The sequence below is a fragment of the Enterobacter sp. HSTU-ASh6 genome, from assembly GCF_026319105.1.
GTDB classification, from domain to species: Bacteria; Pseudomonadota; Gammaproteobacteria; order Enterobacterales; family Enterobacteriaceae; genus Enterobacter; species Enterobacter sichuanensis.
In genome coordinates, this window is the sequence record NZ_WSPD01000013.1 from 32,433 (window position 1) to 57,860 (window position 25,428).

Genomic DNA, 25,428 nt, shown 5'->3' on the forward strand with positions numbered 1-25,428 from the left:
GTCGCTATGTCAATTCAGAAAATCGCTCAGCTGGCCGGGGTCTCCGTGGCGACGGTTTCCCGGGTGCTCAACAACAGCGATACCGTGAAAGCAAAAAACCGCGATCGCGTCCTGCAGGCGATTAAAGAGAGTAACTACCAGCCCAATCTGCTGGCGCGCCAGCTGCGCACGGCCCGCAGCTATATGATCCTGGTGATGGTCTCGAACATTGCCAACCCGTTCTGCGCCGAGGTGGTGAAAGGCATCGAAGAAGAGGCCGAGAAAAACGGCTACCGCATTCTGCTCTGTAACTCTGGCTCTGATATCGAACGCTCCCGCTCGGGCTTGAGCCTGCTTTCCGGCAAAATCGTCGACGGCATTATCACTATGGACGCCTTTTCGAAGCTGCCGGAACTGGCCGCGCTGATAGGCGCTGCACCCTGGGTACAGTGCGCTGAATACGCCGATGCCGGGACGGTTTCCTGCGTGGGGATTAACGACGTCGATGCGTCGCAGCACGCCGTCAGCCAGCTTGCTGAAGGTGGCCGCAAGCGCATTGCCATGATCAACCACGACCTCAGCTATAAATACGCCCGGCTGCGCGAGCGCGGCTACAAGAGCGTGATCCACCTTAAAGACCTGGCGTATCAGGCGGTTGAGTACGCAAGCGATCTCAGCTCCCGCGCCGGAATGGCCGCCATGCAAAATCTGCTGAAGGAAAACCCGCCGGACGCGGTATTTGCCGTTTCCGACACCCTGGCGGCAGGGGCCTTGTGCGCTATTCAGCAGGCGGGGCTGCGCGTGCCGGAGGATATTGCAGTGGTCGGTTTTGACGGCACCGAGCTGGCGGACATGATTTCGCTGACGACCATCGAACAGCCGTCGCGCAATATCGGGCGCAAGGCGGTCGATCTGCTCTTAAATAAGATCGACAACCCGGATGCGCCCACGGAAAGAGTGATGATGGACTGGCGCTTTATTTCCCGCGCCAGCACCTGATTATCTGGCGACAGCGCCTGCCAGCGAGCGAATATCGTTCCCGGTCGGCGACTGGTGAATACGCAGACCAAATTCATCCACCACCGCGAAAATATGGTCGAAGATGTCGGCCTGAATCTCTTCATATTCTGCCCAGACCACCGTATTGGTGAAGGCATATATTTCAATCGGCAGGCCGTTAGCATCCGGCGCCAGCTGGCGCACCATTAATGTCATATCTTTACGAATCCGCGGATGGTTGCGCAGATATTCATTCAGGTAAGCGCGGAAAGTGCCGATATTGGTCATCTTGCGCAGGTTTAATATCGATTCCCCTTCACCGTTCTGCTGATTCCACAGGTTAATCTCCTCATGACGCGCGGCCAGATAGGGCTTCAGCAGCTTCGCCTGAATGAGTCTCTGCTGCTCCTGCTCGTCGAGAAAATGAATGCTGGTGGTATCAATATTCAGGCTGCGTTTAATGCGTCGCCCGCCGGAGGCGGACATGCCGCTCCAGTTGATAAAGGCGTCGGAGACCAGCGCCCACGTCGGAATAGTCGTAATCGTATTATCGAAATTGCGCACCTTAACGGTGGTCAGCCCGATGTCCGTCACCGTGCCGTTGGCACCGTATTTCGGCATCTCCAGCCAGTCGCCGAGCTTGAGCATGTCGTTGGCCGAGAGCTGAATACCCGCCACCAGGCCCAGGATAGGATCCTTAAACACCAGCATTAAGACCGCCGCCATGGCCCCCAGACCGCTTATCAGAATCGCCGGAGACTGGCCGATGAGCAGGGAGATAATTAAGATCCCCACCAGAATGGCACTCACCAGCTTGATGCCCTGGAAGATCCCCTTCAGCGGCAGCTGCGACGCGGTGGCCATTTTCTGCGACAGATTGAAAATCACGTCCAGCAGCGAGAAGAAGGCGAGGAGGGCATACACCATCACCCACAGCTTTGCGCAGGTGGTTAATATTTCCGCCGCTTCGCTGCCTTTTTGCAGCCACAGTACCGCCTGGACGTTAACGATTATCCCCTGAAGGGTAAAGGCCAGACGGTGAAATAATTTATTCTGGGTGATGATCTGCAGCCACAAATGGCTGCTGGCCTGCGCGCGCTTCTCAAAGGCCCGCAAGACCACTTTGTGCAGAATAAAATGAATGATAATGGCGGTAAGAAAAATAATACCAAAGATGATAACTAATGATGTGGTGGGGGTAATTTCGATCCCTAACTCTTCTACCTGAGCAATTAATTCCTGCATAACGTCTCCTGTATTGATGCAGCCCCATAATGGCGGCTGCGGATCTATTATGCAAATTCGCGGCTTATTTGGTGGCCTGGCAGGTTTTCACCACGGGCAGAGACAGGCGATGGCGCATACGTAACGTTGCCAGCCCCAGAACGATCATCATGACAGTTTCCACGGCCAGGAAGACATTAATCGCCTGAGTGTAATCCCCGTGATGGTGTTGCAGCGCGTGAAGCAAAATCGCCCCAAAAATGGCCGGACCCAGCCCCAGCGCGGCCTGCTGCAGCGTGCTCAAAATGGCGCTCGCCGCCCCCGCATCGTCAGGCTGAATATCGCGCATCCCGATACGGTAGAAACTGTTTACGATCAGCGCCTGCCCGTAGCCCACCAGCCCGGTGGCGGGCGCCAGCGTCAGCGCGGTGTTATTCATACCCCACAGGTGGAACGTCGCCATCAGCGCCAGCAGGCCGGTAATCTGGATCGCCAGACCCGTCAGCAGAATGGTGCTGGTGCTGTAGCGGGCAATCAGACGCGGCGCGAACCATGCGGAAATAAAGTAGGTCACGCCCAGGGCGATAAAGCTGTTCCCCGATTGCCACGGCGCCATCCCCAGACCGGTTTGCATGGTGAGCGCCATACAGAACATAAACCCGGACCAGACGCTGAAAAAGAGCATCGCAATCAGGACGCCAAAGCGAACGCTGCGAAGGGAAAGCAGGCGCGGCGGGATCAGCGGATGGGCATTCTCACGCTCTTTTTTACGGGCATTCAATACCATCAGATAGCCCAGCGGGAGGATGGCAAACAGTGCGGCCTTCAGCGGCCAGGACCAGTGCCATTGGGGGCCAAGCGCCATCGGGAACAGCAGGCAGCAGAGAATGACCGCCAGCAGGACAGTGCCCGCCCAGTCAATGCGCGAAGGCGTGTCACGACGGGTTTCCGGCACGAAGCGGCGGCTCAGCGCCAGCACCACCAGACAAATCGGGACGTTGATAAAGAAGGCGTTACGCCAGCCCAGCCCGGTGATATCCGCCGACACCAGCCAGCCGCCGCCCATCTGCCCGACGATAAACGCAATCCCGCCGATACCGCCAAACAGGCTGATGGCTTTGGCGTGGGCGGTGCCTTTCAGCGTGACGTGCAGCGTGGCAAGAATTTGCGGCATGATAAGCGCAGCCCCAGCGCCCTGAACAATGCGCGCCGCCAGCAGCTGTTCAATATTCCCCGCCATCCCACACAGCAGCGAGGCCAGGCTAAAGCCTGCCACGCCCCACATAAACAGGCGACGGCGGCCAAAGTTATCCCCGAGCTTGCTACCGAGGGCGAGGCAGACGGCAAAGGCCACGCCGTAGAGGGCGACAATCAGCTCCAGCTCGGTGGCGGTCGCATGCAGTGAATGGGTGATGGCGTCCAGCGCCACGTTGGTGATTGAGGTGTCTATCATCGGCAGCATCTGGCCGGTTAACAGCAATATCAGGCCCGCGCGACCCGGTGAAACTACTGACGTATTCATGGTAACTCCATTGCGTCATTCAACAGATGGTCGTAGCATCAACCATCTGATAAACGGGTACCAGTTCTTACTTATACTGGTACTGGCACTACCATGCAGGGGGATTTATGGCCTTGATGTCTGAACCCGTCGCCTCACATCAGGATGACACCCGAAAACAGCTGGGGGCATTTTTACGTGCCCGTCGTGAAAGTCTCGATCCACAGCGTCTTGGCCTGCCGCGCAGCGGTCGACGCCGTACGCCGGGTCTGCGCCGGGAGGAGGTGGCAATGCTCGCGGACGTGGGGGTGACCTGGTACACCTGGCTGGAGCAGGGGCGGGACGTCAATCCCTCCAGCGCGGTGATGGCCGCTATCGCAAAAGCGCTGCAGTGTACCCCAACCGAAGCCCGGCACCTGTTTGTGCTGGCAGGGCTGCCGCCGGGTGAAGCGCCGCAGGCGGTCTGCTGCGAGGGTATCAGTGAAGGCACGCGCCGCCTGCTGGATACGCTGATGCCGAAACCCGCCAGCATTCAGAAACCGAACTTCGACATCGTGGCGTGGAATGACAGCTTCGGACATCTGATGGGCGTCGATTTCAATGACATTCCGCCGGAAGACCGCAACTGCATCTACCTGTTCCTCACCCATCCGGCGTGGCGCGCACGTCTTGGCAGACGCGACGATGTGCTGCCCATCTTTGTCTCCTACTTCCGCGCGGCGATGGCCGAACACCGGGGTGATCCGCTGTGGGAGGCCAAACTGGCGCGCTTCTTTGCGGTGTCGGAGGAGTTTAAAACGTTGTGGCACCAGCGCAACGACGTGCGCGGCGTAGAGAACCAGCTCAAGCTGTTTACCCATCCGGAGCTGGGAGACTTTACGCTGCAGCAGATGTACTGGTACTCCGCGCCGCGAAACGGGTCACGGCTGCTGGTGTATCTGCCGGTGGATGAGGCGGGGGAGCGGGCAATGGAATGGCTGGCGGCGCAGGGTAAGTAAGTTTTTTGCGAGAGGCTTTCAGGGAATAAGATCCGAATCTGCTAAGTGGAGGAGACCGGTGTAATGTGGGGGGTAACTTAAACCAATCGACTGAATCGACATCATTTCGATGAGGTGTTAAGTCGTCTATACTCACGCCATGAGAAACCACCATGTCGCCACTGATGATTGATTCCGCAGATTTCAGCCAAAAATTAGGCCTTATCTCCCGAAACGTCGAACATACTGAAGCGTTTCTTGCGCGAGGCACGGTGGATTTTCATCTGCCCGGATTTATGCTGCCTGAGGGATATCGCCTGTTAAAATCGCGCTACGGCGATGAATACCGTCTCGTAACCACCGACGACGGAAAACCCTATACGGCGTATGCGGTGAAGTTAACGTTCCATAAAGAAATTACGTTTCCTCACGGCGCAGCGACACAGGTTATGGTCTGGCGTACGCCGCGCGCTGTCCATCAGCGTGTCATCAGTGGATTACCACAATCCTTCTTTCAATGGGTGTTAAGCGAATACGACATTGTTGTGTCTGACAGTGAGCAAACCGGAGACGGTCAGCGGTTTTGGTTACGCATGATCGACTGGGCGTTCAGCATGAATTATCGGATAAGCGTAGCGGACGGTACGGTAGGAGAAGAGTGGCATTTAACACCGGTGAGTTCATACGCCGAGCTGGAAGAGCGCTGGATTGCGTTTGCCTGGGGATACGATCGCGATGTCCATCCACATCGCAGGTTAGTCATCAGTAAAGCGTAACGGGCCGCATAGCGCGGCCCGTGTTAATTAGCACTCAGTCACAATCGTGCTCAGCGGCAGGCGAGATTTTGGCAGCGTGGCGTTGAAATCTTCCACGCTGTGGTGTCCAACCGGCACCACCACCAGGCTGGTGAAGCCTTTTTCTTTCAGACCAAACTCTTCATCGAGGATCGCCGCGTCGAAACCTTCAATCGGTACCGCGTCCAGGCCCAGCGCAGCCACGCCCAGCAGGAAGTTACCGACGTTCAGGTAAACCTGTTTCGCCATCCACTGGTCGTCATCTTTAAGATCCACTCGGTGCATATCGGCAAAGTAGTGACGGCCTTTGTTATTGGCTGCTTTCGCTTCCGGCGTGGCAAAGCGACCATCAGCCTCTTCCTGATCCACAACGCGTTCCAGCCAGGCGTCATCCATCGCGGTTTTCGCGCAGAACACCACCACGTGAGAAGCATCGAGCATTTTGCGTTCGTTGAACACATAGGTACCCGCGGCAGATTTCGCTACGCGCGCTTTTCCTTCCTCGGTGCTGGCCACAATAAAGTGCCACGGCTGGGAGTTGGTGCTGGACGGGCTGTACTGCAGCAGGGTTTTGATTTTTTCCGCTTCTTCAGCGGTCAGTTTTTTGGCTGGGTCGAACGCCTTGGTGGAGTGGCGTTTCAGGGCGACAGAAATGATATCCATAACAACTCCTGGTGATGAAAATCGCCCGCGTGCGGGCGCGAAAGATGAGCAGATTACAGCGGGACGTGGAAAAAGATAAGTGCAATTCGAGCGCTTAATCTGTTCGTCTCAGACGAACAATCAGGCTGGCCTGATCCACTTCTGGTCTTTTTTCGGCAGTTTATCCACCACCAGATGCCAGGAATCCGTAATCAGGTCGGTCACCAGTTCTGGCGTGACGTCATCCGTACCGTAGAGGGAGATCCAGTGCTTTTTGTTGAGGTGATAGCCCGGTTCAACGCCGCGATAGATCTGCTGATTTAACAGCGATTTTTCCGGGTCTGACTTCAGGCTGACGTGCGGCCGCCCGTGCGCGACTGCCACAATCATGAAAATTTTTCCGCCCACTTTAAACACGTCAAATTCTGGCCCAAACGGCCAGCAGTGTTCGGTAAAGGGCAACTCCAGCGCCACGCGTTTGGCGTGCTCCTGCAAGGATTTACTCTCCATCGCTCTCTTCCTGGGCAAGCCCGCGCCACATCACCTCAAAGCCGAGCGCTTTAAATTCGACGGCACGGGAAGGATCGCGGGTGGCAAATTCCATCGTGGATTCGGCCAGCGATAAGAACAGCGCATCGCCGAACGTTTTGAACTCATCAGACATAAACACCTGACGCACCGAGCGACGGCAAAGTTCATGCAGCTCCGGGAACATCTCTTTCACCGCCTGTTCCGTTTCGGCGCTCAGCTTTTCACTGACGCCAATCTGGCGGATAGCCGCATGGGCAACCGGGTTACGAATTCCCCAGTCCACATAGCTGTTCCAGATATTGCGGGTATGTTCTTTTGGCAGGGTGATGGTGCGATCGAGGTTCGCCAGCATGGTCTGGCAGAGATCCTGCTTCAGATGCAGATAGAGGGCATTCAGCAGATCGTCTTTTGTAGCAAAGTAGCGGAACAGGGTGCCTTCGGCGACACCCGCCTTACGGGCAATGAGCGCCGTTGAGGCGGCAATACCTGACTGTGCAAATGCCACCGTTGCGGCTTCCAGTAAGGCCTGTTTTTTATCTTCACTCTTCGGACGTGCCACTAAATTTTTCCCCCTGTCAATGATAAAAACCCTGATTGAAACACGTGCTTTGACCCGCTGCAACGCGGAATGTCAAAGATCGAAAACGTCTTGACGACTTTCTCATCACATCTATAATGAGTGCTTACTCACTCATAATCAAGTTTACCCCGCGCAAACTATCGGATGGGGCGCGTTTTCGGGTCAGGATATGAAAAAACCTCTCTTCATCTGCGTGGTGTTAATCATGATTTTAGCTTCAGCTGCGAGTTTACCGTGTGTTCTGAATGCCGGATTTGGCCAGTCGCCGCAGGGTGAGCAACTGACGGCAGTGGAGGCCTCCCCCCAGTATCGTGAGGGGAAATTCCACAACACGCTGCCGACGCCGGGGTATAACGGCGACAAAAATATGCTGGTCGCGATGTGGGATTTCCTGACCAAAAAAACCGAAAACGCACGCCCGGCCCGGCCGCTTCCGCTGGTAAAAACCGATCTTGCGAGCCTGCCGCTGGAGCAGGACACCCTGGTGTGGCTTGGCCACTCCTCGTGGTACCTGCAGCTGGCGGGCAAACGCATTTTGATTGACCCGGTACTCGGCAACTATGCCGCACCGTTCTCGTTCCTCAATAAAGCGTTTGCCGGCGAGTATCCGTGGCGGGCAGAAAGCATGCCGGAGATCGACCTGCTGATTATTTCGCACGATCACTACGATCATCTCGATTACGCCACCATCAGGGCGTTACTGCCGAAGGTGAAGCGCGTGGTCACGCCGCTGGGCGTCGGCTCCCACCTGCGTTACTGGGGAATGAACCCCGAGATTATCGACGAGCGCGACTGGAACCAGTCGGTGCGCATCAGCGATGAGCTGACGGTGCACGTTCTGCCGGCGCGTCACTTCTCCGGGCGGGGTATCAAACGCGATCGCACCCTGTGGGGCAGCTTTATGTTCGTCACGCCGGAACAGAAGGTTTACTACAGCGGTGATTCCGGCTACGGCCCGCACTTTAAGGCCATCGGCGAGCAGTTTGGCGAGGTGGATCTGGCCATCATGGAAAACGGTCAGTACGACCAGGACTGGAAGTACATCCACATGCTGCCGGAGGAGACAGCGCAGGCGTCGGCGGATCTTGGCGCCAAAGCCGTGGTGCCCGGACATAACGGACGCTTCGTGCTGGCGAAACACGCCTGGAACGACCCGCTGATCCAGTTGGCCAACGCCAGCAAGGATCAAAATTATCGGCTGCTGACACCGGAACTGGGCGAGCCCGTCCGGGTGAGTGACACCACGCAAACATTCCGTACGTGGTGGGAATAATGTTTAAGCGAGAAGCAGAGGGGGAGAGCAGTATGACCATTTCCGCTCAAGTCATCGACACTATCGTCGAATGGATCGACGACAACCTGCACCAGCCATTACGTATAGAAGAGATTGCCCGTCACGCGGGCTACTCGAAATGGCATCTGCAGCGGTTGTTTATGCAGTACAAAGGGGAGAGTCTGGGACGCTATATCCGTGAACGCAAGCTGCTGCTGGCGGCACGCGATCTGCGTGAATCCGACGCCCGGGTATACGATATCTGCCTGCGTTACGGGTTTGACTCGCAGCAGACGTTTACCCGCATCTTCACCCGCACCTTCAACCAGCCGCCTGGCGCGTACCGCAAAGAGAACCATAGCCAGACACATTAACCTGTCGTGTGTAGGCCGGGTAAGGCGTAGCCGCCACCCGGCTTTTTTGCTTAAGACGCCAGTGAAAACCAGCGGCGCCAGACGAAACGCAACACGAAGAATTCGATCGCCCCGAGCAGTAAAAACCACACGCAGAACAGAATGGTGTAAAGCTGGTTAAGGTCGACCATATGAAAGGTGGTCACCAGCTTCTGCGCCAGCACCAGCCCAAGCGAGGGCGCAGGGAGCAGCAGACACGAAAGCAGGGCCAGCAATAAAATGCCACCTGCCGTGAGCAGCGATTCTAACGGGTGTTTCATCGTAATGTTAATCGTCAGTTAAAAATGTCATTGTCCGGCATCCCGGCACGTTAAGCAATTTAAACCCGTCGCCCGGTTTCTCCCTCGCCCCTTTGGGGTGTATGGTCCGCAGACTGGTCGCTTACGGACTCGTCGCCCACAGCTCGCAGTGTTTCTGCACCAGTGAAATAAGCGATCCGCCGTCGGCGATAAAGTCGCGCATGCGCTGCGCCTCGCTCTTGCCCTGCTTTAACAGCAGGGCAATTTCATTGATTGCGCTTGTCGCGCCGAGCTTCTCGGCCGACGGCGCAACCTGCTCCAGCAGCCAGGCGATATCTTCCGCCACGGTTTTATGCTCGCCGGTATGTACATCCGTCAGAATACCTTCCAGCCCGTAGCGACAGGCCTGGAAACGGTTAAAGCGATAGAGCAGAAAATCCTTTTCCTGATGCTTATAAGGCCGTGTGGTCAGCAGCCAGTGGGATGTCGCCTGAATCAGCCCGGCGATATTAATCGCGTGGCCGAGGGTCAGCGGCGTATCCATCACCCGCACCTCCACGGTGCCAAAATGCGGGCTGGGGCGAATGTCCCAGTGCAGATCTTTAATGCTGTCGATCATGCTCGTGGAACTCAGGCGGCGGAACAGCCCTTCGAACTCCTGCCAGCTGTTGACCCACGGCATCTGACCGTTATCCGGGAAGCCCGAGAAGATATTGAGCCGCGACGAGGCAAATTTCGTGTCCGTGCCCTGCATATACGGCGATGCCGCCGCCAGGGCGATAAAGTGCGGCACAAAGCGCGACAGGCCGTGCAGCAGGTAGATGGCGTCATCCCCGGTCCGACAGCCGACATGCACGTGCTGGCCGAACACCGTGGCCTGCAAAATCAGATAGCCAAAGCGCTCCAGCGTGATGTTATAGCGCTCGTCGTCGCACACCTCCTGACGCTGCCACTTCTGGAACGGATGCGTCCCGCCGCCGCAAATCTGGATGTGCTGCTCCGCCGCCGCGCGCAGGATGCTCTGCTGCATCACCGAGAACTGCGCCGCCGCCTGGTCGATGTTCTGACACACGCCGGTTGCGATTTCGAGCATGCTTTCGGTGATATCGTGCTTCACTTCCCCACCTTTGATGTCGTCTTTGACGGCGGCAATAAGCGCGGAGGAGTCCTGGCTTAGATCGTAGCCTGGCGGATTCACCACCTGCAGTTCCAGTTCGATGCCAAGGGTATAGGGTTCAGAGGATTTGAAATCGGGTAAAGGCATGGCGCACTCCGTTGTCAGTAGAGTGATGAGTATAGACAACGACGTGGCGCTCACTTTTCAGGGTGGTATAACTGTTAGCAGGCTTAGCGAAAAGGGGAGTTCACCATGTCTGACAATCCAGTGATTGCGCTGATGGGGCCTGGCGCAATTGGTACCACCATTGCCGCGGTGCTGCATGACGCGGGCCGTACGCCGCTGCTGTGTGGACGCACCGCGCATCCTGAACTGCGTTTGCGCGACGATGAGGGGGAAACGGTTGTGCCCGGTCCGGTATTAACCGATCCGACCGTCATCACGCGCCCGGCCGATCTGGTGTTTGTGGCGGTAAAAACGACGCAAAATGCCGACAGCGCCGGATGGCTGCGCGCGCTGTGTGATGAAAACACGGTGGTCTGCGCCCTGCAAAACGGCGTTGAGCAAAAAGCCCAGCTTGAGCCGTGGGTCAACGGCGCCACGGTGCTGCCGTCTGTGGTCTGGTTCCCGGCACAGCGCGAGCCGGATGCCTCCGTATGGCTGCGCGCCAGGCCGCGACTGACTCTGCCGGACGTGCCGCAGGCGAAACGGGTTGTGGATGCGTTGCAGGGGACACGCTGCGCGGTTGAACTCTCGGCAGACTTCTCAACGGTGGCCTGGCGCAAGCTGCTGCAAAACGCCGTTGCCGGGCTGATGGTGCTGGCTAACCGCCGCGCCGGGATGTTCAGACGCGAGGATGTCAGCGAACTTTCGCTGGCCTATCTGCGCGAGGGGCTTGCCGTCGCCCGTGCCGAAGGGGCGACGCTGGATGATGAGGTCGCACAAGAGATCCTGGCGAACTTCCAGCGTGCGCCCGCGGATTTGGGCACCTCGATCCTCGCCGACCGCCAGGCGGATCGCCCGCTGGAGTGGGATATCCGCAACGGCGTGATCCAGCGCTACGGCCGCAAACACGGTATTGCGGTGCCCATCAGCGACGTGGTGGTCCCGCTGCTGGCGGCGGGGAGCGAGGGGCCGGGCTAACGGCCGCTGTTTTTGCGTTCGGTGAGGACTGGCGTGTGGCAATAATCTGGGGATAGTCAGCCTTAAACACATATGCGAAACTTACCGCTTCTGAAAAAATGTGGTGGGACCCGCTCAATGTCAGAACAACATTCGCAGTGCCTGTTCAGTGAAGGACAGATCACCTTTCCTGAAGGTTATCAGGATCGTACCGTCAACGTATTCGCGCCGCCTGCGGCGGATGCGCCGGCGTTCAACATCTCCCGCGACGCCCTCAACCCCGGCGAAGCGCTTGCCGCGTATATCGATCGCCAGCTTGCCCTGATGGCAAAACACATCAAGGCCTGGAAGCAGGGTGAGCGCAGCGCCGCTACGCTTGGCGACAACCTTTCACAGGGTGAAATTGTCCATGCCAGCTACCTGCGCGACGGGAAACGCATCTGGCAGCAGCAGGCCGTCTTTAATACCAACAGCGATAAAGTCCTGGTCTTCACCATGACCTGCACCCGCGCGCCGGGCGATGCCGACAGCGCGCTGTTTGGCGAACTTCTCAGGAGCTTCCGCTTCCACCATTAACTTCAGGGACCGTTGTTATGTTTGAAGCAGCACGCGTTGGTGATGATATCGGCCACTCCGGTGCGCTGGCCGGGATGATTGCCGGAACGATTGTCGGTGGCCTGATTGCCGCCGCCGGGGGCATTCTGGCAGGGGCCATGTTTATTGCCGGTCTCGGCGCATCCTGTCTTGGCGTGGGCGTCCTGCTCGTCGGCGCCAGCCTGGCCGTGGGGTATTACACCGGGGAGCTGGCGACCGCCGCCCGGGACAGCATCGCGGACGCCGGGGCATCCAGCATGACGAAGAAAGGCGTCATCACCTCCGGTTCCCCGAACGTGTTTATCAACGGTAAACCCGCCGCGCTTGCCACCGATAGCACCGTCGACTGTTCTGACGACGGCTCGCAGCAGATGGCCGAAGGCTCTAAGCGCGTCTCCATTAACAGCCAGCCAGCCTCCCGCATCGGGGATCGCACCACCTGCGACGCGAAGGTCATGACCGGTTCGAATAACGTCATTATCGGCGGCGACCCGCAGCAAACCCTGCCCATTCAGTCTGAAGTGCCCGAGTGGCTCTATAAAGTCTCCGATCTTACCCTGCTGTTCGCCGGGCTTATCGGCGGCTGGGGCGGGGCCGCTGGCAAAGTCGGGGCGCTCTCTAAGCTGCTGGGCAAAATCCCCGGCATCAACAAGCTGGCCCGTATCGCCTGCCGCGCCGGCACGCTGATGACCGGCGTGGCGGCCGCGGGGATTATCGCCCGCCCGGTGGATATTGTCAGCGGACAGAAGTTTCTCAGCGGGGATGACGAGCTGGACTTCGTCCTGCCTTCCCGCCTGCCGGTGCGCTGGCAGCGCTACTGGCGCAGCGGCAACCCCGGCGACAGCGTGCTGGGCCACGGCTGGAGCCTGTTCTGGGAAAGCCGCCTGGAGGCGTATCAGGACGGCCTGGTGTGGCGCGCGCCGTCCGGCGATTACGTCGCCTTCCCGAAGGTCCCGAAAGGGCTGCGCTCCTACTGCGAAAGCGAGAAGAACTGGCTTGAACATCATCAGGACGACAGCTGGTCGGTGTATGACGTCAGCGGCGAGCGCTGGCACTATGGGCCGCTTAAGGATGATGCTCCGTCGCTGCTCCAGTGCATCTCTGAACCCTGCGGCAACGATATCCTCTTCGAGTGGAATGCGGATAATACCCTGCATGCCCTGACCGACAGCGCGGGCCAGCGAGTGGTCTGCCGCTACGATCGTGACAGGATCGTCGGCGCCTGGCTGGATGACGAGATCTGTCTGGTCAGTTACGATTATGATGAACAGCGCCAGCTGGTCTGTGTGACCGGCCGGGGCGGTAGCGTGCGCCGACGCTTTAGCTGGCAGGACGGGCTGATGAGCGCCCACGAGGACGCCAACGGCCTGCTGAGCGAATACCGCTGGCGGGAGATTGACGGCCTGCCGCGCGTGGTCGGCTTCCGCCACAGCGGCGGCGAACAGCTGACGTTCGAATACGATTTTGAAAACGGCACCCGCCGTGCGACCCGCGAAGATGGCGCGCAGGCGCACTGGCTGGTGGATGACGACGACAACGTCGCCCGCTTCACGGATTACGACGGCCGCCAGACGACGTTTGTCTACCGCGACGGCGAGCTCTGCGATGTTATTCTGCCCGGCGGTGCGATGCGCCGCAGCACGTGGGACAAATACGGCCGCATGACCAGCGAGACGGACCCGGCGGGCCGCCGCACGGAGTATCACTGGCATCGCCTGACCGACCGCATCACCCGCACGGTATACCCGGACGGCACCTCATCGCAGGCCATCTACGACCTTCGCGGTCGCCTGCTGTCGGAAACCGATCCGGCCGGTAGCACCACCGCGTATCGCTATCCCGACGATGAAGAAAACCTGCCGGAGAGCATTACCGACGCCATCGGCGGCGTGGTGCGCCTGGTCTGGAACCACCAGGGGCTGCTGACGCAGCGCACCGACTGCTCCGGCAGCGTCACCCGCTTCACCTACGACCGTTTCGGACAACTGGTTGCCAGCGAGGATGCGGAAGGGAACATCACGCGACGGGAGTGGAGCCGCGCCGGGCTGCTGAGCGTCGTGATCCATCCTGACGGCAGCCGCGAGTCGCTGGTGTGGAACGAACGCGGTCAGCTCACGGGCTGGCGCGACCCGCTGGAAAGCGAAGTGAGCTGGGCCTACAACGCGCTCGGCCTCCCGGTCAGCCTCACCGACCGTATTGGCCGCGTGCGCCAGTGGCGCTACGACCCGCGCGGTAACCTGCTGCGACTCGATAACGGCAACGGGGCGGAATACCGCTTCACCTACGACGCCGTGGGCCGCCCGCTCAGCGAAACGCGCCCGGACGAGACCGTGCGCCATATGGAATGGGACGCGCGAGGGTTCCTCTGTGCGCTCGAAGAAAACGGCCGACCTGCCGCCGACGGCGGCATCGCCCGGCGCGTCCAGCAGTTCAGCTATGACGACAGCGGGCTGCTGATCGGGCGCACTCAGCGCCACGCGGAGTACCGCTACGTCCGCGACCTGAGCGGCCAGATTACCCGCATCCGCCGCACGCCGACGGCCGAAGGCGTTGCCCTGGGTATCGAAAGCGATGAGATCGCTTACCGTCACGACGCCGCCGGGCGCGTGCTGAGCGAGTCCGGCATTAACGGCGAGGTGGGCTACGAATGGGATGCCCTGAGCAACCTGACCGGTCTGACCCTGCCCGGCGAGCAAACGCTGGCCTGGCTGCACTACGGCTCCGGCCACGTCAGCGCCATCCGCTTCGGGCAGCAGCTGGTAACCGAGTTCACCCGCGACCGCCTGCACCGCGAGGTGCGCCGCACCCAGGGCGTGCGCGAGCAGTTCCGCCAGTATGACAGCCTCGGCAGACGCACCCTGCAGCGCAGCGAATTGAGCACGGACGTGACCCTGCCGGAGCAGGCGCTACTGGAACGCCTGTATCGCTACACCGCACGCGGCGAGCTTTCCGGCGTCAGCGACACCCTGCGCGGTGAGGTGGACTACGGCTACGACGCCGAAGGGCGTCTGCTGAAGCACTACGAGGCCCGACAGGGGCACAGCCGCGCGCAGTTCAGCTATGACGCCGCGGATAACCTCGCGGCCAATGACGATGCGGTACCGGTCACGGATAACCGCCTGCAGCACTGGCAGGCGCTGTTTATGAAATACGACCACTGGGGCAACCTGGTCAGCCGCCGCAACGGGCTGTATGAACAGCATTATGCCTATGATGCCGAGAACCGGCTGGTGTCCGCCCGGGGAACCGGCCCGGAAGGGCGGTTTGAGGCGCGCTATCACTACGACGCACTGGGCCGCCGCACGCGCAAAATCGTCACTACGACGCACGGCACCACAGAAACGCGCTTCCTGTGGCAGGGCTACCGCCTGCTGCAGGAGCAGCAGGAGAGCGGGCTGTGCAGCACGTATGTATACGACCCGAATGAAGCCTGGAGCCCGCTGGCGCGGGTGGATCACCTTCGTGACCAGAGCAGCGGTGAGATTTACTGGTTCAATACCGATCTGAACGGCGCGCCGCTGGAAGTGACCGACGAGCGTGGCGCGGTGCGCTGGAGCGGCCAGTACGGCAGTTTTGGCGAGGTGCGCCACCAGAGCGAAGGGTTCTCAAGGCTTGTGAACCGGACGGCGATGGCACACCAGCCGCTTCGCTATGCCGGGCAGTACGCTGACGGGGAAACGGGGCTGCATTATAACCTGTTCCGCTACTACGACCCGCAGGTCGGGCGGTTTATTGTGCAGGATCCGATTGGGTTGAATGGTAGTTTTAATTTATATTCATACGTTCCTAACCCTCTTACTTGGATAGATCCATTAGGGTTAATGCCATGGGCATGGAACCCAAATGGAATGGGACACCATTTAATCCCACGAAACAAGGCCAACAGCATTGGGCTAACCGATCTTGGTACTATGAAAAATACGCCAACGTTTTTCCCAGATCCTTATAGTGCTGGAATGCATGAAGAATTACATAGAGCTATTAAAAACGATATTGGAAAAATTCAGGGGCCGTGGCAGGGTTCCGCGGAAGATTTATTCAATGCGTCTAGCCGTAATTTAGATTCCGTTTCACATATAAGAGGTGATTTAAAGATTCCTTCGACGGGTGAAATCTTAGCCAGAAATGTCACTCCTAAAGAAGCACATTCAAAACTGCTGGAGTGGTTCAATAATAAACAAACAGGTAAGGCATCAGGAGGCAGATGTGGTTAAAACAATTGACATTGATGTGGATTTTAACGGGATAATAATTTTCGATTATCCAGGAATACTGGCCCCATTTGGTGGAAAGATAGATGATGGAGATAACATTCTCCAGGAATTCACTACCACAGACAAAGGGGATCTTGTTCTTAATGAAGGTATTGCCTTACCTATTATGGGCCTTGATGATGGTGGCTATGTTGTTAGGCTTTTTTTAAATGAATTTCCCGACAATAAAGATAGGGAAGTTATATTCACAGATAAATATTTCTATCTTAATGTAACTGGTGATTTATACGTTGCTGATATGGCCGTATTTTGGGAATGGGAAGATTATACTGGTTGGATTAACGCTGATATTCCTAAAGGAATATATAAAGTGAGCCTTGAAGGGGTTCATTTATTAAAGGGTGGGGAGACTGTTTATTGCTATGATTTAATTTTTGAAAAAACGAATCAACTTGGGATAAGAGATGTTGAACCACGCTCAGACTCCAGGCTTTATTAAATCCATTAGCCGGCGAAGAAAATAAACTTTTCCGGCTTTTACTAATGTATTTTTCAATTATACCTAAAGAGACGTATATTGAAGTTAATCATAAATGCGACTTAAAGATGCTAAGAATTTGTTCGTTGAAATGGTTATGGGGATTAGGAAAGAGAAAATGTACTTTTTATGGGTTCGAGTTTAAGAAATGATTAAATATAATCTGATCTCTAAAATAAGTATCTTTTCTGATGGTAATGTAATTGGGCGGATTGGTGGAAATATCCCTGAATTATTTTAGATAAACTAGATGAGATTCAGGGGTATAAGTTTTATTTGACAGTTCAGAATCCTGATGATGGACATGAGTATATTACGATACTTACTCCTGAACGATATGATGATATGATTGATAAAAAAATATACCCTAATTGTTCAGTAAAAGTTTTTACGCACATGCATTCTGATGAAAGCAGTAATGATGCATTTACGATAAAACACATTAACAAGGTAGTTATTGTTGGTTATGATAAGGTGGAAGATGAAGAGTTTGATTTTATCACTAAAACCGAAGAAGCAAGGTTAATACAAACGGAAGCTTATTATTTTGATGCTTTGCAGAAGGATGATTATAAATTTTTCATGCAGATAGATGAAGATTATTATCCAGATGCATTGCTTGATGGTGATTACATCTTTGGTTATGGTGCTTTGTATTTGTATAAAAATATATCCGACGGAAATATTATAGCTGGTTTTTGGCAGTGCTCGTAAAGATAAGTGATTAATAAAGGCTGGATTAATATTAATTATTTCAGGCTTATATAATACAGATGATGTTTTTATTCATAATGCATTTATTTTCTTATTTTTTAATTGCTTTTATAAAATTTTTCTAATTGATGATGGTATTAATACCAGGCCTCAGAAAAATATATGTTTGTATAATTTAATAATAATTGTTCACCCGTGTTGAAACTCTATCTCCGCCAAAATGTTAATGTTTTAAAATGCATAATTTCAACTGGTTAAGATTGCAATTCGATAAGCACGACAGGATATCGTTGACATGAATGTAAAGGCACTAGAAACAAAATATGGTCTGATTTACGGTCGTGATGCTTTGATAGTATCTGGCACCGAGCTAAAACTTTACCCCTTTAATTTTTTGGTGAAAGCTTCTTTAAGTTTATCTTCTTGTAAGCCAGGTATAAAAGATGCTCCTGATGTTCGTATTGAGTTTTCATTCAGTAATATCGAAATGATGTCTGTATATAAAATAGATGATTATCCTTATGATGGGAATTTACAGTCGAGCTTTGATTTAATCGAAACTGAAAGAGAGGATGATCTGCAACGACTAGTGCTAAGCACATACGACCACGTTTTCGATATTATTGGAAAGTGTGAGGTTAATTATCTTTAAATAAAGTCGCGGGGTGTATCATACTCACCCCGCTTAGTAAGGTGAGTGCAAAATGTATACAATTAGAATTAAATAAATTCTATTAAATTAATATAGCATTCATAATATATGTTTTTAAACATAGGGTGTTAAATATGTATTGGTTAAGAATTGCTTCAGATTACCCCAATAGTTATTGGTTTGAATACCAGCACCCTGACATATCTGGAAGTGCTTTTTCTCAATGTAAATCAATTGAAACTAACGAGGGGTATTTTTTTAATTTAAAATCTAAAGTGAGTGAGAAGGCACTGCTTGCATATGATTTTTATTATAGTGATGGGCCTATATTCATATCACCCAGACTAGCATCACTAATTTCTTGTCACGATGTTTTTCGGACTGATGTTCAACTTATAGACGCAACTGTATCTGTAAATGAAACCCAACATCAAGGGTGTAAAATAATTAATATATTAAGAGAGGTTTCATGCATCGATATGGAAGTTTCAGAAAGTCAAACTATATTAAGTTATTTACCTAATGGTCCAAGGAAGTTTAGTAAAATAGTCTTCAAAGAAAAGGTTGTTGAAGATTTTAGTATGGCAAGATGTAGTGAATATAAATCTTGCATAATTATTTCAAATGAATTTAAAGAGTTCCTTTCTAAGAATAATGTGAAAGGAATAGATTTTGCTGACCCTATTTATTAATATAAGTATGATTTAAATTAGCCAAAATGATCCGGGGATAATTTTCCCGGATTATAAAAGCCATTTAAATTTCAAATTAATGGAATATATGATCTTTTCATTAACTACTTGCTTTGCAAATAATAAAAGATAACCCTCAAGGATTGTGAGTATGAGTCGGTTAGAATACAGAAAAGCTTATAGTTTGGATGATTTAATATCTAAGCTTATGGGTGGGTATACATTGGATAATTTTTGTTTGTATACAAAGGAATATGAATCATCTGCTAGAGCAGATCTTATCTGTTATTTAGAGAGCTATCCTGTCATTAGTGATGACGATGAGGAAGTATACCCTGAGTTTGTTGTCGATAATTCTCTAGAGTTGTTTTTCTATGGAGACCAATTTCTAGATGTGTTACGTAATATCTCTACTCAGAGAGAAAAACCATCGGTAGAAGATTTCATTGCAGGTTTGAATTTTTATCTCGAGAATGATAATTTCATAGATCTTTGATGTAAAGGCCGGGAAGTTTGTTAAAGTCCCGGCTTTTTTAACTGATAATGTCTTACCAGATATATTTGTAATCAAGGAATTATTGTGATTCAATTTCGAGTAAGTTTATGGGTTTGTTTTCGCTCATCGCAATCACTAAAATAAAACACTATAATGAATTGGCTAACTATATCGTTGTACAATAAATTCATCACGAATAATTACTCGTAAAGATGATCTTAATAATTTTCTAAAGTCTCTAAGTTAGTGAGTAAAAATATTTCATGCGAAAAATCTCTAGGATAGGAATAACCAATGAGTAATGTTAATAATTTTTCTGCAATGTGTATTAACTGTTATGAAGAAGATGATGTCTTCACTATTGGAATTGGTGATGACTCTCATGATCCAAAGAACTTTATCATTATCGGACGGTTCGACGAAGATGAATTACCCGTTAACGAATGTATTGGATTCCAGAGTGAGTCAACGGAATATGAGTTAACAGACTCTATTCGTTCCGTTCAACTCACTGCTGACAAACTTGTGATCGTGCTTAATGATGATGCCGCAAAAAAAATTGGCATCAGCGAATATCACGTGGTCATTCCTGCTGCAAAAGATTCTAAATCGCTTGCAAAGTATTTAAGGGAAATGTTTGATGGCAGTGATGTGCCGCTACAATTACCGTAAGGTTTTAGCCACTAAATGGTTATCTTAGCACCCGTTCTTTAAAATCATGCAGGCGAGCCATTTCGAGTAGAGGGTACATGTGTTGAGCCAATGTTTAACGGCGAATAGGATTGCTACGTCACGTTTTTTGTTAATAAATAGAAAAATGCCATCCTAATCAATTTCATTGCCCAACAAATGCACTCACCGGCACGCCAAAACGCTTCGCATATCATCCAGCGTTAACGTGCGCTGTCCGTTAGGGATTCGACTCACCAGAGACTTCTTGCCTATCTCGTTTCCGAAATCGCTCTGAGTGGGCTGCACTACGGCTCCGGCCACGTCAGCGCCATCCGCTTCGGGCAGCAGCTGGTGACCGAGTTCACCCGCGACCGCCTGCACCGCGAGGTGCGCCGCACCCAGGGCGCGCGCGAGCAGCTCCGCCAGTATGACAGCCTCGGCAGACGCACCCTGCAGCGCAGCGAATTAAGCACGGACGTGACCCTGCCGGAGCAGGCGCTACTAATAATACACATAAATCCAAACACAATCCCATCTGGTATAGATAGAGCTGTATTTTATACATGGCGTAAATAATATTGAACAAACATAGCGAGTGATTTCCTATGAACAGAGAAGAATTAGCAGAGCTTTTTGATAAACATTCTGATTTAATCAACATGGGAACGACAGAAGATTCTCCAGGAAGTGACTGGATCGATGCGGCCGAAAAAGCCTTATCAGTGACTTTTCCTGCTAGCTATAAGTGGTTTTTAAACAATTATGGTGGCGGAGATATCTGTGGTGAGGAAATATATAGTATTTACTGCCTGCCTTTTGATGAGGCAGTAGGTGGAGATATAGTGTATAAAAATACTATAGCAAATGATAATTTAAAAAATGGAAGAGTTGTTGTATCGAATACGGATTTTGGTGAAGAGTTCTTCTTTGATGCAAATGAAATGGAAAAAATATATGTATCATTAGGGGAGAATGTTCAACCTTATGCTGATGATTTTATTGAGTATCTCAAGAAACGATTGCTTGCATACATTTAATAACTGTATTTTTCCATTCTAACTAAAACGCCGGGAAGTACTTTTTAATTTCCGGCTTGTTTTTCCTATTAAGCTTAATATAACTGCTACGGCCCTCGGATAGACTGTTTATCGTGCAGGATCCGATTGGGTTGAATGCTGGGTGGGATCTTTATCAGTATGCGCCGAATCCGTTGGGGTGGATTGATCCGCTGGGTCTTGCTAGCTGTACTACTAAATTTAAATCGAGAAATGCAGCATTTAGGGCAGCGAAAAGAGATGTCGGGATACCAGTGAGTCAGCAACCATCAAAAGTTGAGCTAGTACCTTTAACAGATCGAAACGGGAAATCTATTTTAGGAGATGATCATTTACCTATAAAGACACGAGAATATACTTTCTCTCGTCCAGATGGTGAATCCATTGTAATCCAGGACTATTCACCAGGGCATATCTATGGACCTCCAGGAACACCTGGTAACCAAGGGCCACATTTAAATGTTAGACCGATCAGTGATACCCAAAATAGTACTATATCTGGAACGCTAGAACATTATCCATTTCAAGGAGGGAAAATGAACTCATGGGTTGATTTATTAATTGATAAAAGAAGCATTTCTTCTATCTTCACCGATGAAGAACCTTCATTACGTAATGTTGAACTTCATGATGTGATTTTCCATAGGAATGGGCCAAAAATCACACTAAGATTCAATATTAAAAGTTATCCTTCGCAACCACCAAAAAAATGGATAATTCAGAAGTGTAATGTCGTACAATTGCAATTGACTGCTATTGATATAGCGGAAGTTAGCTTATTTGGTTGGAATAAAACACACTTTTCTTTAGATATTAACATATCTAAAGAAGATGGGTTTATCATCATTTTAGCTCAAGATGATATATTCTTTCTCTCAATAAAAGCAAAATTCATTGATATTTCTTCAATAACAGCTTATACAATTTTAAAATAATAAAGAATGGGAGGATAATAAATCCTCCCTCAGTAACATGCGCAAGTACCCCGAATTTCGCGGGGTGGTGAAAATTAGGGGAAAATGAAAGCCAATGGTGGGCAATCACTAGGTAGGCGTAATCCTAATGGGAAAAATCATTGGTTTGAACATCCCGACGGTCACCCGGATGCTGGTCAAAATGGTATTCCTGAGCATCATTCTAATGGTCATGTGCATGCGATTGACCCTAAAGGTAATGAGGTGATTTTTACATGGTAAATTATATGCCTGAGAAATTAATTAAATTTCCTATTTCCGAATGGATAGTTCAATCAGGTCATTTCAAAACTGATTTACCATCGGAGGCTTATTGTATTTGCTATCAATACAATATAGATAATAATGGATATGGTCCTTATGGTTTTTTAACTGAAAAATCGAAGGGGCTATTGTCCTTTTTATTTACTAATCTTATGTGTTTTAATAAAGAGGGACAAAGTCTTGATGCTTGCTCAGCCCTAAGTAGAAATGGGTTTTATTTTTATGGCAACAATAATGAAAAAGTGAATAAGCAACTGGCGGAGTATCGCAAGATGCTTCTGAAAAATAAGTTAAGAACTAATAAAGGATTGCCTGAAGAGGTTTTTCCTGAGAAACCTGAACTACTTAATCTTTATGATGATTATGGTGGTGTTGATGTAAGTGTAATAAATTCTTTAATAAAAAAAGGTTATCAATTTCTTTTTTACTGGTTTTTGACTCCTGTCGCTGGGGGGAGTGTAATTGTTTTTGATGGTAATTTATGGGATAGAACTGTTGAATATTGTAAAAAAAATGGAATTGATTTTCAAGAGGTTGATTCAGTGGATAATTTGAAAGAATGGTAAGGTTGTTTTTTATAAATTAGCTAACTTATTAATAAAAAGGACTGGAAAGATCTTCTTATCTCTCCTGCTTTTTTATTGTTCTAATTTTGGGGAAGTGCTACACAGGCGTACATTTAATCCCTTTGTCCATATGTCTAGCCAGATAATGTTACTTGGATAGCTTTTGCACATCATAATTATCCGCCATCAGAAAAATATAGCTGTTCGAAATATTCATGGTGACGCAGCATCCTGTCTCAAATCCCTTCTCTGCGAGTCAGTTGCTCATGAGGGGGCAAGTTGGGCTTGCGTGTATGTCCGGCAGAGATTTTGGTTTACGGTTGGAATAAGTAATGCCGACCAAGTCGACCTTAAAGAGCAGGATACTTGAATAAGTTTTTTCTATTTAACCTACTTTTTAGAAAGTAAAATAAGTATCGTGCAGATAGCTTAATTTATCAGGGTGTGGCGGTAGCATGATTGTCTTATGCAAACCGCTACGCCTGCGATCTGAGCGGCCAGATTACCCGCATCCGCTGCACGCCAACCGCCGAAGGCGTTGCCCTGGGTATTGAAAGCGATGCGATCGCTTACCGTCATGACGCCGCCGGGCGCCTGCTGAAGCACTACGAGCCTGCCAGGGGCACAGTCGAGCGCAGTTCAGCTATGACGCCGCGGATAACCTCGCGGCCAATGACGATGCGGTACCGGTCACGGATAACCGCCTGCAGCACTGGCAGGCGCTGTTTATGAAATACGACCACTGGGGCAACCTGGTCAGCCGCCGCAACGGGCTGTATGAACAGCATTATGCCTATGATGCCGAGAACCGGCTGGTGTCCGCCCGAGGAACCGGGCCGGAAGGGCGATTTGAGGCGCGCTATCACTACGACGCGCTGGGCCGCCGCACGCGCAAAACCGTCACCACGACGCACGGCACCACCGACACCCGCTTCCTGTGGCAGGGCTACCGCCTGCTGCAGGAGCAGCAGGAGAGCGGGCTGTGCAGCACCTATGTATACGACCCGAATGAGGCCTGGAGCCCGCTGGCGCGGGTGGACCATCTTCGTGACCAGCGCAGCGGTGAGATTTACTGGTTCAACACCGACCTGAACGGCGCGCCGCTGGAAGTGACCGACGAGCGCGGCGCGGTGCGCTGGAGCGGCCAGTACGGCAGCTTTGGCGAGGTACGCCATCAGAGCGAAGGGTTCTCACGGGTAGTGAATCGCTCGGCAATGGCACACCAGCCGCTTCGCTATGCCGGGCAGTACGCTGACGGGGAAACGGGGCTGCATTATAACCTGTTCCGCTACTACGACCCGCAGGTCGGGCGGTTTATTGTGCAGGATCCGATTGGGCTGGCGGGGGGACTGAATCTTTATCAGTATGCGCCTAATCCATTAAATTATATTGACCCGCTAGGTCTTTCTACTTGTGGATTAAGGGGGAGTGACGGGCGGTTCAGAAGTGCCCAAAATATACAGGAAGAAATATCTGGATTACCTAATTTCACAAATAGAACGCCTGGACAAATACGTCAGACTTTACGTAATCGAGGTTATTCGTCGGTGCAAGCACATAGTGGGGGGGAAGTTTGGACAAAAGGCTTACCAGATGGAAATACTGTTGCCGTGAGAATTGATCCGGCGAATCCTCGTTCACCTTCACACTATGCTGATGCTGTACCTCATGTTCATATTGAAACAGTCCCAACATCCAGTGTCTCTAATGGAAATTATCGCCCACGAGATGTGACTAGTAGACATACTGCCACAGGTGGAGTTTCTGACCGAGGAACTAATCCGAATCATAACGCTGATGTTCACATTCCGATGTCTCCGGGACGCTTCCCGTATAATTAATGTGAGGTTATATGGATATCCGACATCAATATAATGAAGCTTTAAATAAGTTAGAAGCAGATGTTAATGGTGGCCTAAGGGATTTAATAAATATATATTGCGTGGCTATTGATTCGTTTGAAAATGACATTGTTGATTCTATTGCTTTATACGTGATTGATATGGGTAATAAAGATACTTGTCGATATCTAGAAGAAATTTTATCAGTAACAAAAGATCCTTATTTAGTAAAAGAATTTAATGAATGGATAAAAGAAATAAAGAATAAAACTTGAAATAAAAACCAGAGCAGCGGTGAGATTTACTGGTTCAACACCGACCTGAACGGCGCGCCGCTGGAAGTGACCGACGAGCGCGGCGCGGTGCGCTGGAGCGGCCAGTACGGCAGCTTTGGCGAGGTACGCCATCAGAGCGAAGGGTTCTCACGGGTAGTGAATCGCTCGGCAATGGCACACCAGCCGCTTCGCTATGCCGGGCAGTACGCTGACGGGGAAACGGGGCTGCATTATAACCTGTTCCGCTACTACGACCCGCAGGTCGGGCGGTTTATTGTGCAGGATCCGATTGGGTTGAATGGAGGTATCAACCTCTATGCTTACGGTCCAAACCCCCTCACATGGATCGATCCGTTAGGCCTTAAGTGTTTAGAATTTGCTGATAATGAAAAATTAACTTCACATTTTAAAAAACATGGTGGGGAGTTTAGAGCAAAATCTGAGGCTGAATATCTGGCTATCGGGGATGATATTATAAAAAATGGTCATA

Annotated in this window: 26 protein-coding genes and 5 pseudogenes; 23 read left to right on the forward strand and 8 right to left on the reverse strand. The window is 51.7% G+C overall.

Annotated elements, in window-relative coordinates; translation table 11 throughout:
* Window positions 1–6 precede the first annotated feature (6 nt).
* Window positions 7–978 (forward strand): LacI family DNA-binding transcriptional regulator, encoded by a 972-nt coding sequence (locus tag GM298_RS16070; protein WP_266154511.1) that lies wholly within the window; start codon window positions 7–9, stop codon window positions 976–978.
* On the opposite strand, the gene GM298_RS16075 is transcribed toward GM298_RS16070, so the two are convergent.
* Window positions 979–2,223 carry a mechanosensitive ion channel family protein gene (locus tag GM298_RS16075; protein WP_025759530.1) on the reverse strand — a complete coding sequence of 415 codons (1,245 nt, stop codon included), beginning with the start codon at window positions 2,221–2,223 and terminating at the stop codon, window positions 979–981.
* A 64-nt stretch (window positions 2,224–2,287) separates the two neighbouring features.
* Window positions 2,288–3,724, reverse strand: a complete 1,437-nt coding sequence (locus GM298_RS16080; RefSeq protein WP_266154512.1) for an MFS transporter — start codon at window positions 3,722–3,724, stop codon at window positions 2,288–2,290.
* Window positions 3,725–3,831: 107 nt separating this feature from the next.
* Between GM298_RS16080 and GM298_RS16085 the strand changes: the two genes are divergently transcribed.
* Window positions 3,832–4,701 carry a helix-turn-helix transcriptional regulator gene (locus GM298_RS16085; RefSeq protein ID WP_025759533.1) on the forward strand — a complete coding sequence of 290 codons (870 nt, stop codon included), beginning with the start codon at window positions 3,832–3,834 and terminating at the stop codon, window positions 4,699–4,701.
* A 152-nt stretch (window positions 4,702–4,853) separates the two neighbouring features.
* Entirely contained in the window at window positions 4,854–5,456 is a 603-nt protein-coding gene (locus GM298_RS16090) for a hypothetical protein (RefSeq protein ID WP_045286098.1), read from the forward strand.
* A gap of 27 nt (window positions 5,457–5,483) precedes the next feature.
* Here the strand turns inward: GM298_RS16090 and nfsB are convergent, their stop codons facing one another.
* From nfsB to GM298_RS16105, 3 genes are all read right to left on the reverse strand, one after another.
* Window positions 5,484–6,137 (reverse strand): oxygen-insensitive NAD(P)H nitroreductase, encoded by a 654-nt coding sequence (gene nfsB / locus GM298_RS16095; protein ID WP_045286097.1) that lies wholly within the window; start codon window positions 6,135–6,137, stop codon window positions 5,484–5,486.
* 120 nt (window positions 6,138–6,257) lie between these two features.
* Window positions 6,258–6,626: an MmcQ/YjbR family DNA-binding protein gene (locus GM298_RS16100; RefSeq protein WP_025759537.1), complete on the reverse strand. Its 369-nt coding sequence runs from the start codon at window positions 6,624–6,626 to the stop codon at window positions 6,258–6,260.
* The gene (locus tag GM298_RS16105) at window positions 6,616–7,206 is read right to left on the reverse strand and encodes a TetR/AcrR family transcriptional regulator (RefSeq protein WP_059386507.1); all 591 of its coding nucleotides are present in this window, start codon (window positions 7,204–7,206) and stop codon (window positions 6,616–6,618) included. The genes GM298_RS16100 and GM298_RS16105 overlap by 11 nt, the downstream gene beginning before the upstream one ends.
* 190 nt (window positions 7,207–7,396) lie before the next feature.
* Here GM298_RS16105 and GM298_RS16110 point away from each other — a divergent pair, with 190 nt between their 5' ends.
* Window positions 7,397–8,500, forward strand: coding sequence for an MBL fold metallo-hydrolase (locus GM298_RS16110; protein WP_155030801.1), 1,104 nt, complete (start codon window positions 7,397–7,399; stop codon window positions 8,498–8,500).
* 32 nt (window positions 8,501–8,532) lie between these two features.
* On the forward strand, window positions 8,533–8,874 hold the full coding sequence (locus tag GM298_RS16115; protein WP_010428317.1) for a RamA family antibiotic efflux transcriptional regulator: 342 nt from the start codon (window positions 8,533–8,535) through the stop codon (window positions 8,872–8,874).
* A 50-nt stretch (window positions 8,875–8,924) separates the two neighbouring features.
* Here the strand turns inward: GM298_RS16115 and GM298_RS16120 are convergent, their stop codons facing one another.
* Window positions 8,925–9,173: a DUF1158 domain-containing protein gene (locus tag GM298_RS16120; RefSeq protein WP_025759543.1), complete on the reverse strand. Its 249-nt coding sequence runs from the start codon at window positions 9,171–9,173 to the stop codon at window positions 8,925–8,927.
* A gap of 121 nt (window positions 9,174–9,294) precedes the next feature.
* Window positions 9,295–10,416: a YbdK family carboxylate-amine ligase gene (locus GM298_RS16125; RefSeq protein ID WP_045286725.1), complete on the reverse strand. Its 1,122-nt coding sequence runs from the start codon at window positions 10,414–10,416 to the stop codon at window positions 9,295–9,297.
* 105 nt (window positions 10,417–10,521) lie between these two features.
* Here GM298_RS16125 and GM298_RS16130 point away from each other — a divergent pair, with 105 nt between their 5' ends.
* From GM298_RS16130 to GM298_RS16170, 9 genes are all read left to right on the forward strand, one after another.
* Window positions 10,522–11,412 carry an oxidoreductase gene (locus GM298_RS16130; protein WP_266154516.1) on the forward strand — a complete coding sequence of 297 codons (891 nt, stop codon included), beginning with the start codon at window positions 10,522–10,524 and terminating at the stop codon, window positions 11,410–11,412.
* A 117-nt stretch (window positions 11,413–11,529) separates the two neighbouring features.
* Complete coding sequence (locus tag GM298_RS16135) at window positions 11,530–11,967, forward strand: DcrB-related protein (protein ID WP_095441109.1); 438 nt, start codon at window positions 11,530–11,532, stop codon at window positions 11,965–11,967.
* 17 nt (window positions 11,968–11,984) lie between these two features.
* Window positions 11,985–16,199 carry an RHS repeat-associated core domain-containing protein gene (locus tag GM298_RS16140; protein ID WP_266154517.1) on the forward strand — a complete coding sequence of 1,405 codons (4,215 nt, stop codon included), beginning with the start codon at window positions 11,985–11,987 and terminating at the stop codon, window positions 16,197–16,199.
* On the forward strand, window positions 16,192–16,698 hold the full coding sequence (locus GM298_RS16145; protein WP_266154518.1) for a hypothetical protein: 507 nt from the start codon (window positions 16,192–16,194) through the stop codon (window positions 16,696–16,698). Before GM298_RS16140 ends, GM298_RS16145 begins: the two co-directional genes overlap by 8 nt.
* Before the next feature lie 315 nt (window positions 16,699–17,013).
* Window positions 17,014–17,451, forward strand: coding sequence for a hypothetical protein (locus tag GM298_RS16150; RefSeq protein ID WP_266154520.1), 438 nt, complete (start codon window positions 17,014–17,016; stop codon window positions 17,449–17,451).
* A gap of 295 nt (window positions 17,452–17,746) precedes the next feature.
* A complete protein-coding gene (locus tag GM298_RS16155; protein ID WP_266154522.1) occupies window positions 17,747–18,103 on the forward strand; it encodes a hypothetical protein in 357 nt (118 codons plus the stop codon).
* Between the two features lie 134 nt (window positions 18,104–18,237).
* Complete coding sequence (locus GM298_RS16160; RefSeq protein WP_266154523.1) at window positions 18,238–18,795, forward strand: imm11 family protein; 558 nt, start codon at window positions 18,238–18,240, stop codon at window positions 18,793–18,795.
* A gap of 151 nt (window positions 18,796–18,946) precedes the next feature.
* Window positions 18,947–19,291, forward strand: a complete 345-nt coding sequence (locus GM298_RS16165; RefSeq protein ID WP_266154526.1) for a hypothetical protein — start codon at window positions 18,947–18,949, stop codon at window positions 19,289–19,291.
* A 294-nt stretch (window positions 19,292–19,585) separates the two neighbouring features.
* Complete coding sequence (locus GM298_RS16170) at window positions 19,586–19,963, forward strand: Imm10 family immunity protein (RefSeq protein WP_047073540.1); 378 nt, start codon at window positions 19,586–19,588, stop codon at window positions 19,961–19,963.
* 163 nt (window positions 19,964–20,126) lie between these two features.
* On the opposite strand, the pseudogene GM298_RS16175 reads toward GM298_RS16170, so the two are convergent.
* A pseudogene (locus GM298_RS16175) lies at window positions 20,127–20,266 on the reverse strand (transcriptional regulator); the annotation flags it as partial.
* Between GM298_RS16175 and GM298_RS23350 the strand changes: the two are divergent.
* The 9 genes and pseudogenes from GM298_RS23350 to GM298_RS16215 form a co-directional block, all read left to right on the forward strand.
* A pseudogene (locus GM298_RS23350) lies at window positions 20,255–20,467 on the forward strand (hypothetical protein); the annotation flags it as partial. The pseudogenes GM298_RS16175 and GM298_RS23350 overlap by 12 nt on opposite strands.
* Window positions 20,468–20,568: 101 nt before the next feature.
* Complete coding sequence (locus GM298_RS16180; protein ID WP_266154529.1) at window positions 20,569–21,000, forward strand: SMI1/KNR4 family protein; 432 nt, start codon at window positions 20,569–20,571, stop codon at window positions 20,998–21,000.
* A 107-nt stretch (window positions 21,001–21,107) separates the two neighbouring features.
* Window positions 21,108–21,209, forward strand: a pseudogene (locus GM298_RS23355) (RHS repeat-associated core domain-containing protein); the annotation flags it as partial.
* A 63-nt stretch (window positions 21,210–21,272) separates the two neighbouring features.
* Window positions 21,273–21,953, forward strand: a complete 681-nt coding sequence (locus GM298_RS16185; protein WP_416347240.1) for an HNH/endonuclease VII fold putative polymorphic toxin — start codon at window positions 21,273–21,275, stop codon at window positions 21,951–21,953.
* An 84-nt stretch (window positions 21,954–22,037) separates the two neighbouring features.
* Entirely contained in the window at window positions 22,038–22,214 is a 177-nt protein-coding gene (locus GM298_RS16190) for a hypothetical protein (protein ID WP_266154532.1), read from the forward strand.
* 5 nt (window positions 22,215–22,219) lie between these two features.
* Window positions 22,220–22,822, forward strand: coding sequence for a hypothetical protein (locus GM298_RS16195; RefSeq protein WP_266154535.1), 603 nt, complete (start codon window positions 22,220–22,222; stop codon window positions 22,820–22,822).
* 570 nt (window positions 22,823–23,392) lie between these two features.
* Window positions 23,393–24,237, forward strand: a pseudogene (locus GM298_RS16205) (RHS repeat domain-containing protein); the annotation flags it as partial.
* A gap of 437 nt (window positions 24,238–24,674) precedes the next feature.
* Entirely contained in the window at window positions 24,675–24,938 is a 264-nt protein-coding gene (locus tag GM298_RS16210) for a hypothetical protein (protein WP_266154537.1), read from the forward strand.
* Window positions 24,939–24,956: 18 nt separating this feature from the next.
* Window positions 24,957–25,301: pseudogene (locus GM298_RS16215) on the forward strand (RHS repeat-associated core domain-containing protein); the annotation flags it as partial.
* Window positions 25,302–25,428 lie beyond the last annotated feature (127 nt).

Coding starts and splice junctions, on each gene's coding strand:
- GM298_RS16170 (WP_047073540.1), top strand. CDS start 19,586: ATGAGTAATGTTAATAATTTTTCTGCAATGTGTATTAACTGTTATGAA.
- GM298_RS16115 (WP_010428317.1), top strand. CDS start 8,533: ATGACCATTTCCGCTCAAGTCATCGACACTATCGTCGAATGGATCGAC.
- GM298_RS16100 (WP_025759537.1), bottom strand. CDS start 6,626: ATGGAGAGTAAATCCTTGCAGGAGCACGCCAAACGCGTGGCGCTGGAG.
- GM298_RS16125 (WP_045286725.1), bottom strand. CDS start 10,416: ATGCCTTTACCCGATTTCAAATCCTCTGAACCCTATACCCTTGGCATC.
- GM298_RS16090 (WP_045286098.1), top strand. CDS start 4,854: ATGTCGCCACTGATGATTGATTCCGCAGATTTCAGCCAAAAATTAGGC.
- GM298_RS16190 (WP_266154532.1), top strand. CDS start 22,038: ATGAAAGCCAATGGTGGGCAATCACTAGGTAGGCGTAATCCTAATGGG.
- GM298_RS16130 (WP_266154516.1), top strand. CDS start 10,522: ATGTCTGACAATCCAGTGATTGCGCTGATGGGGCCTGGCGCAATTGGT.
- GM298_RS16165 (WP_266154526.1), top strand. CDS start 18,947: ATGAGTCGGTTAGAATACAGAAAAGCTTATAGTTTGGATGATTTAATA.
- GM298_RS16075 (WP_025759530.1), bottom strand. CDS start 2,223: ATGCAGGAATTAATTGCTCAGGTAGAAGAGTTAGGGATCGAAATTACC.
- GM298_RS16195 (WP_266154535.1), top strand. CDS start 22,220: ATGCCTGAGAAATTAATTAAATTTCCTATTTCCGAATGGATAGTTCAA.
- GM298_RS16180 (WP_266154529.1), top strand. CDS start 20,569: ATGAACAGAGAAGAATTAGCAGAGCTTTTTGATAAACATTCTGATTTA.
- GM298_RS16070 (WP_266154511.1), top strand. CDS start 7: ATGTCAATTCAGAAAATCGCTCAGCTGGCCGGGGTCTCCGTGGCGACG.
- nfsB (WP_045286097.1), bottom strand. CDS start 6,137: ATGGATATCATTTCTGTCGCCCTGAAACGCCACTCCACCAAGGCGTTC.
- GM298_RS16140 (WP_266154517.1), top strand. CDS start 11,985: ATGTTTGAAGCAGCACGCGTTGGTGATGATATCGGCCACTCCGGTGCG.
- GM298_RS16160 (WP_266154523.1), top strand. CDS start 18,238: ATGTATTGGTTAAGAATTGCTTCAGATTACCCCAATAGTTATTGGTTT.
- GM298_RS16210 (WP_266154537.1), top strand. CDS start 24,675: ATGGATATCCGACATCAATATAATGAAGCTTTAAATAAGTTAGAAGCA.
- GM298_RS16080 (WP_266154512.1), bottom strand. CDS start 3,724: ATGAATACGTCAGTAGTTTCACCGGGTCGCGCGGGCCTGATATTGCTG.
- GM298_RS16135 (WP_095441109.1), top strand. CDS start 11,530: ATGTCAGAACAACATTCGCAGTGCCTGTTCAGTGAAGGACAGATCACC.
- GM298_RS16110 (WP_155030801.1), top strand. CDS start 7,397: ATGAAAAAACCTCTCTTCATCTGCGTGGTGTTAATCATGATTTTAGCT.
- GM298_RS16155 (WP_266154522.1), top strand. CDS start 17,747: ATGAATGTAAAGGCACTAGAAACAAAATATGGTCTGATTTACGGTCGT.
- GM298_RS16085 (WP_025759533.1), top strand. CDS start 3,832: ATGGCCTTGATGTCTGAACCCGTCGCCTCACATCAGGATGACACCCGA.
- GM298_RS16120 (WP_025759543.1), bottom strand. CDS start 9,173: ATGAAACACCCGTTAGAATCGCTGCTCACGGCAGGTGGCATTTTATTG.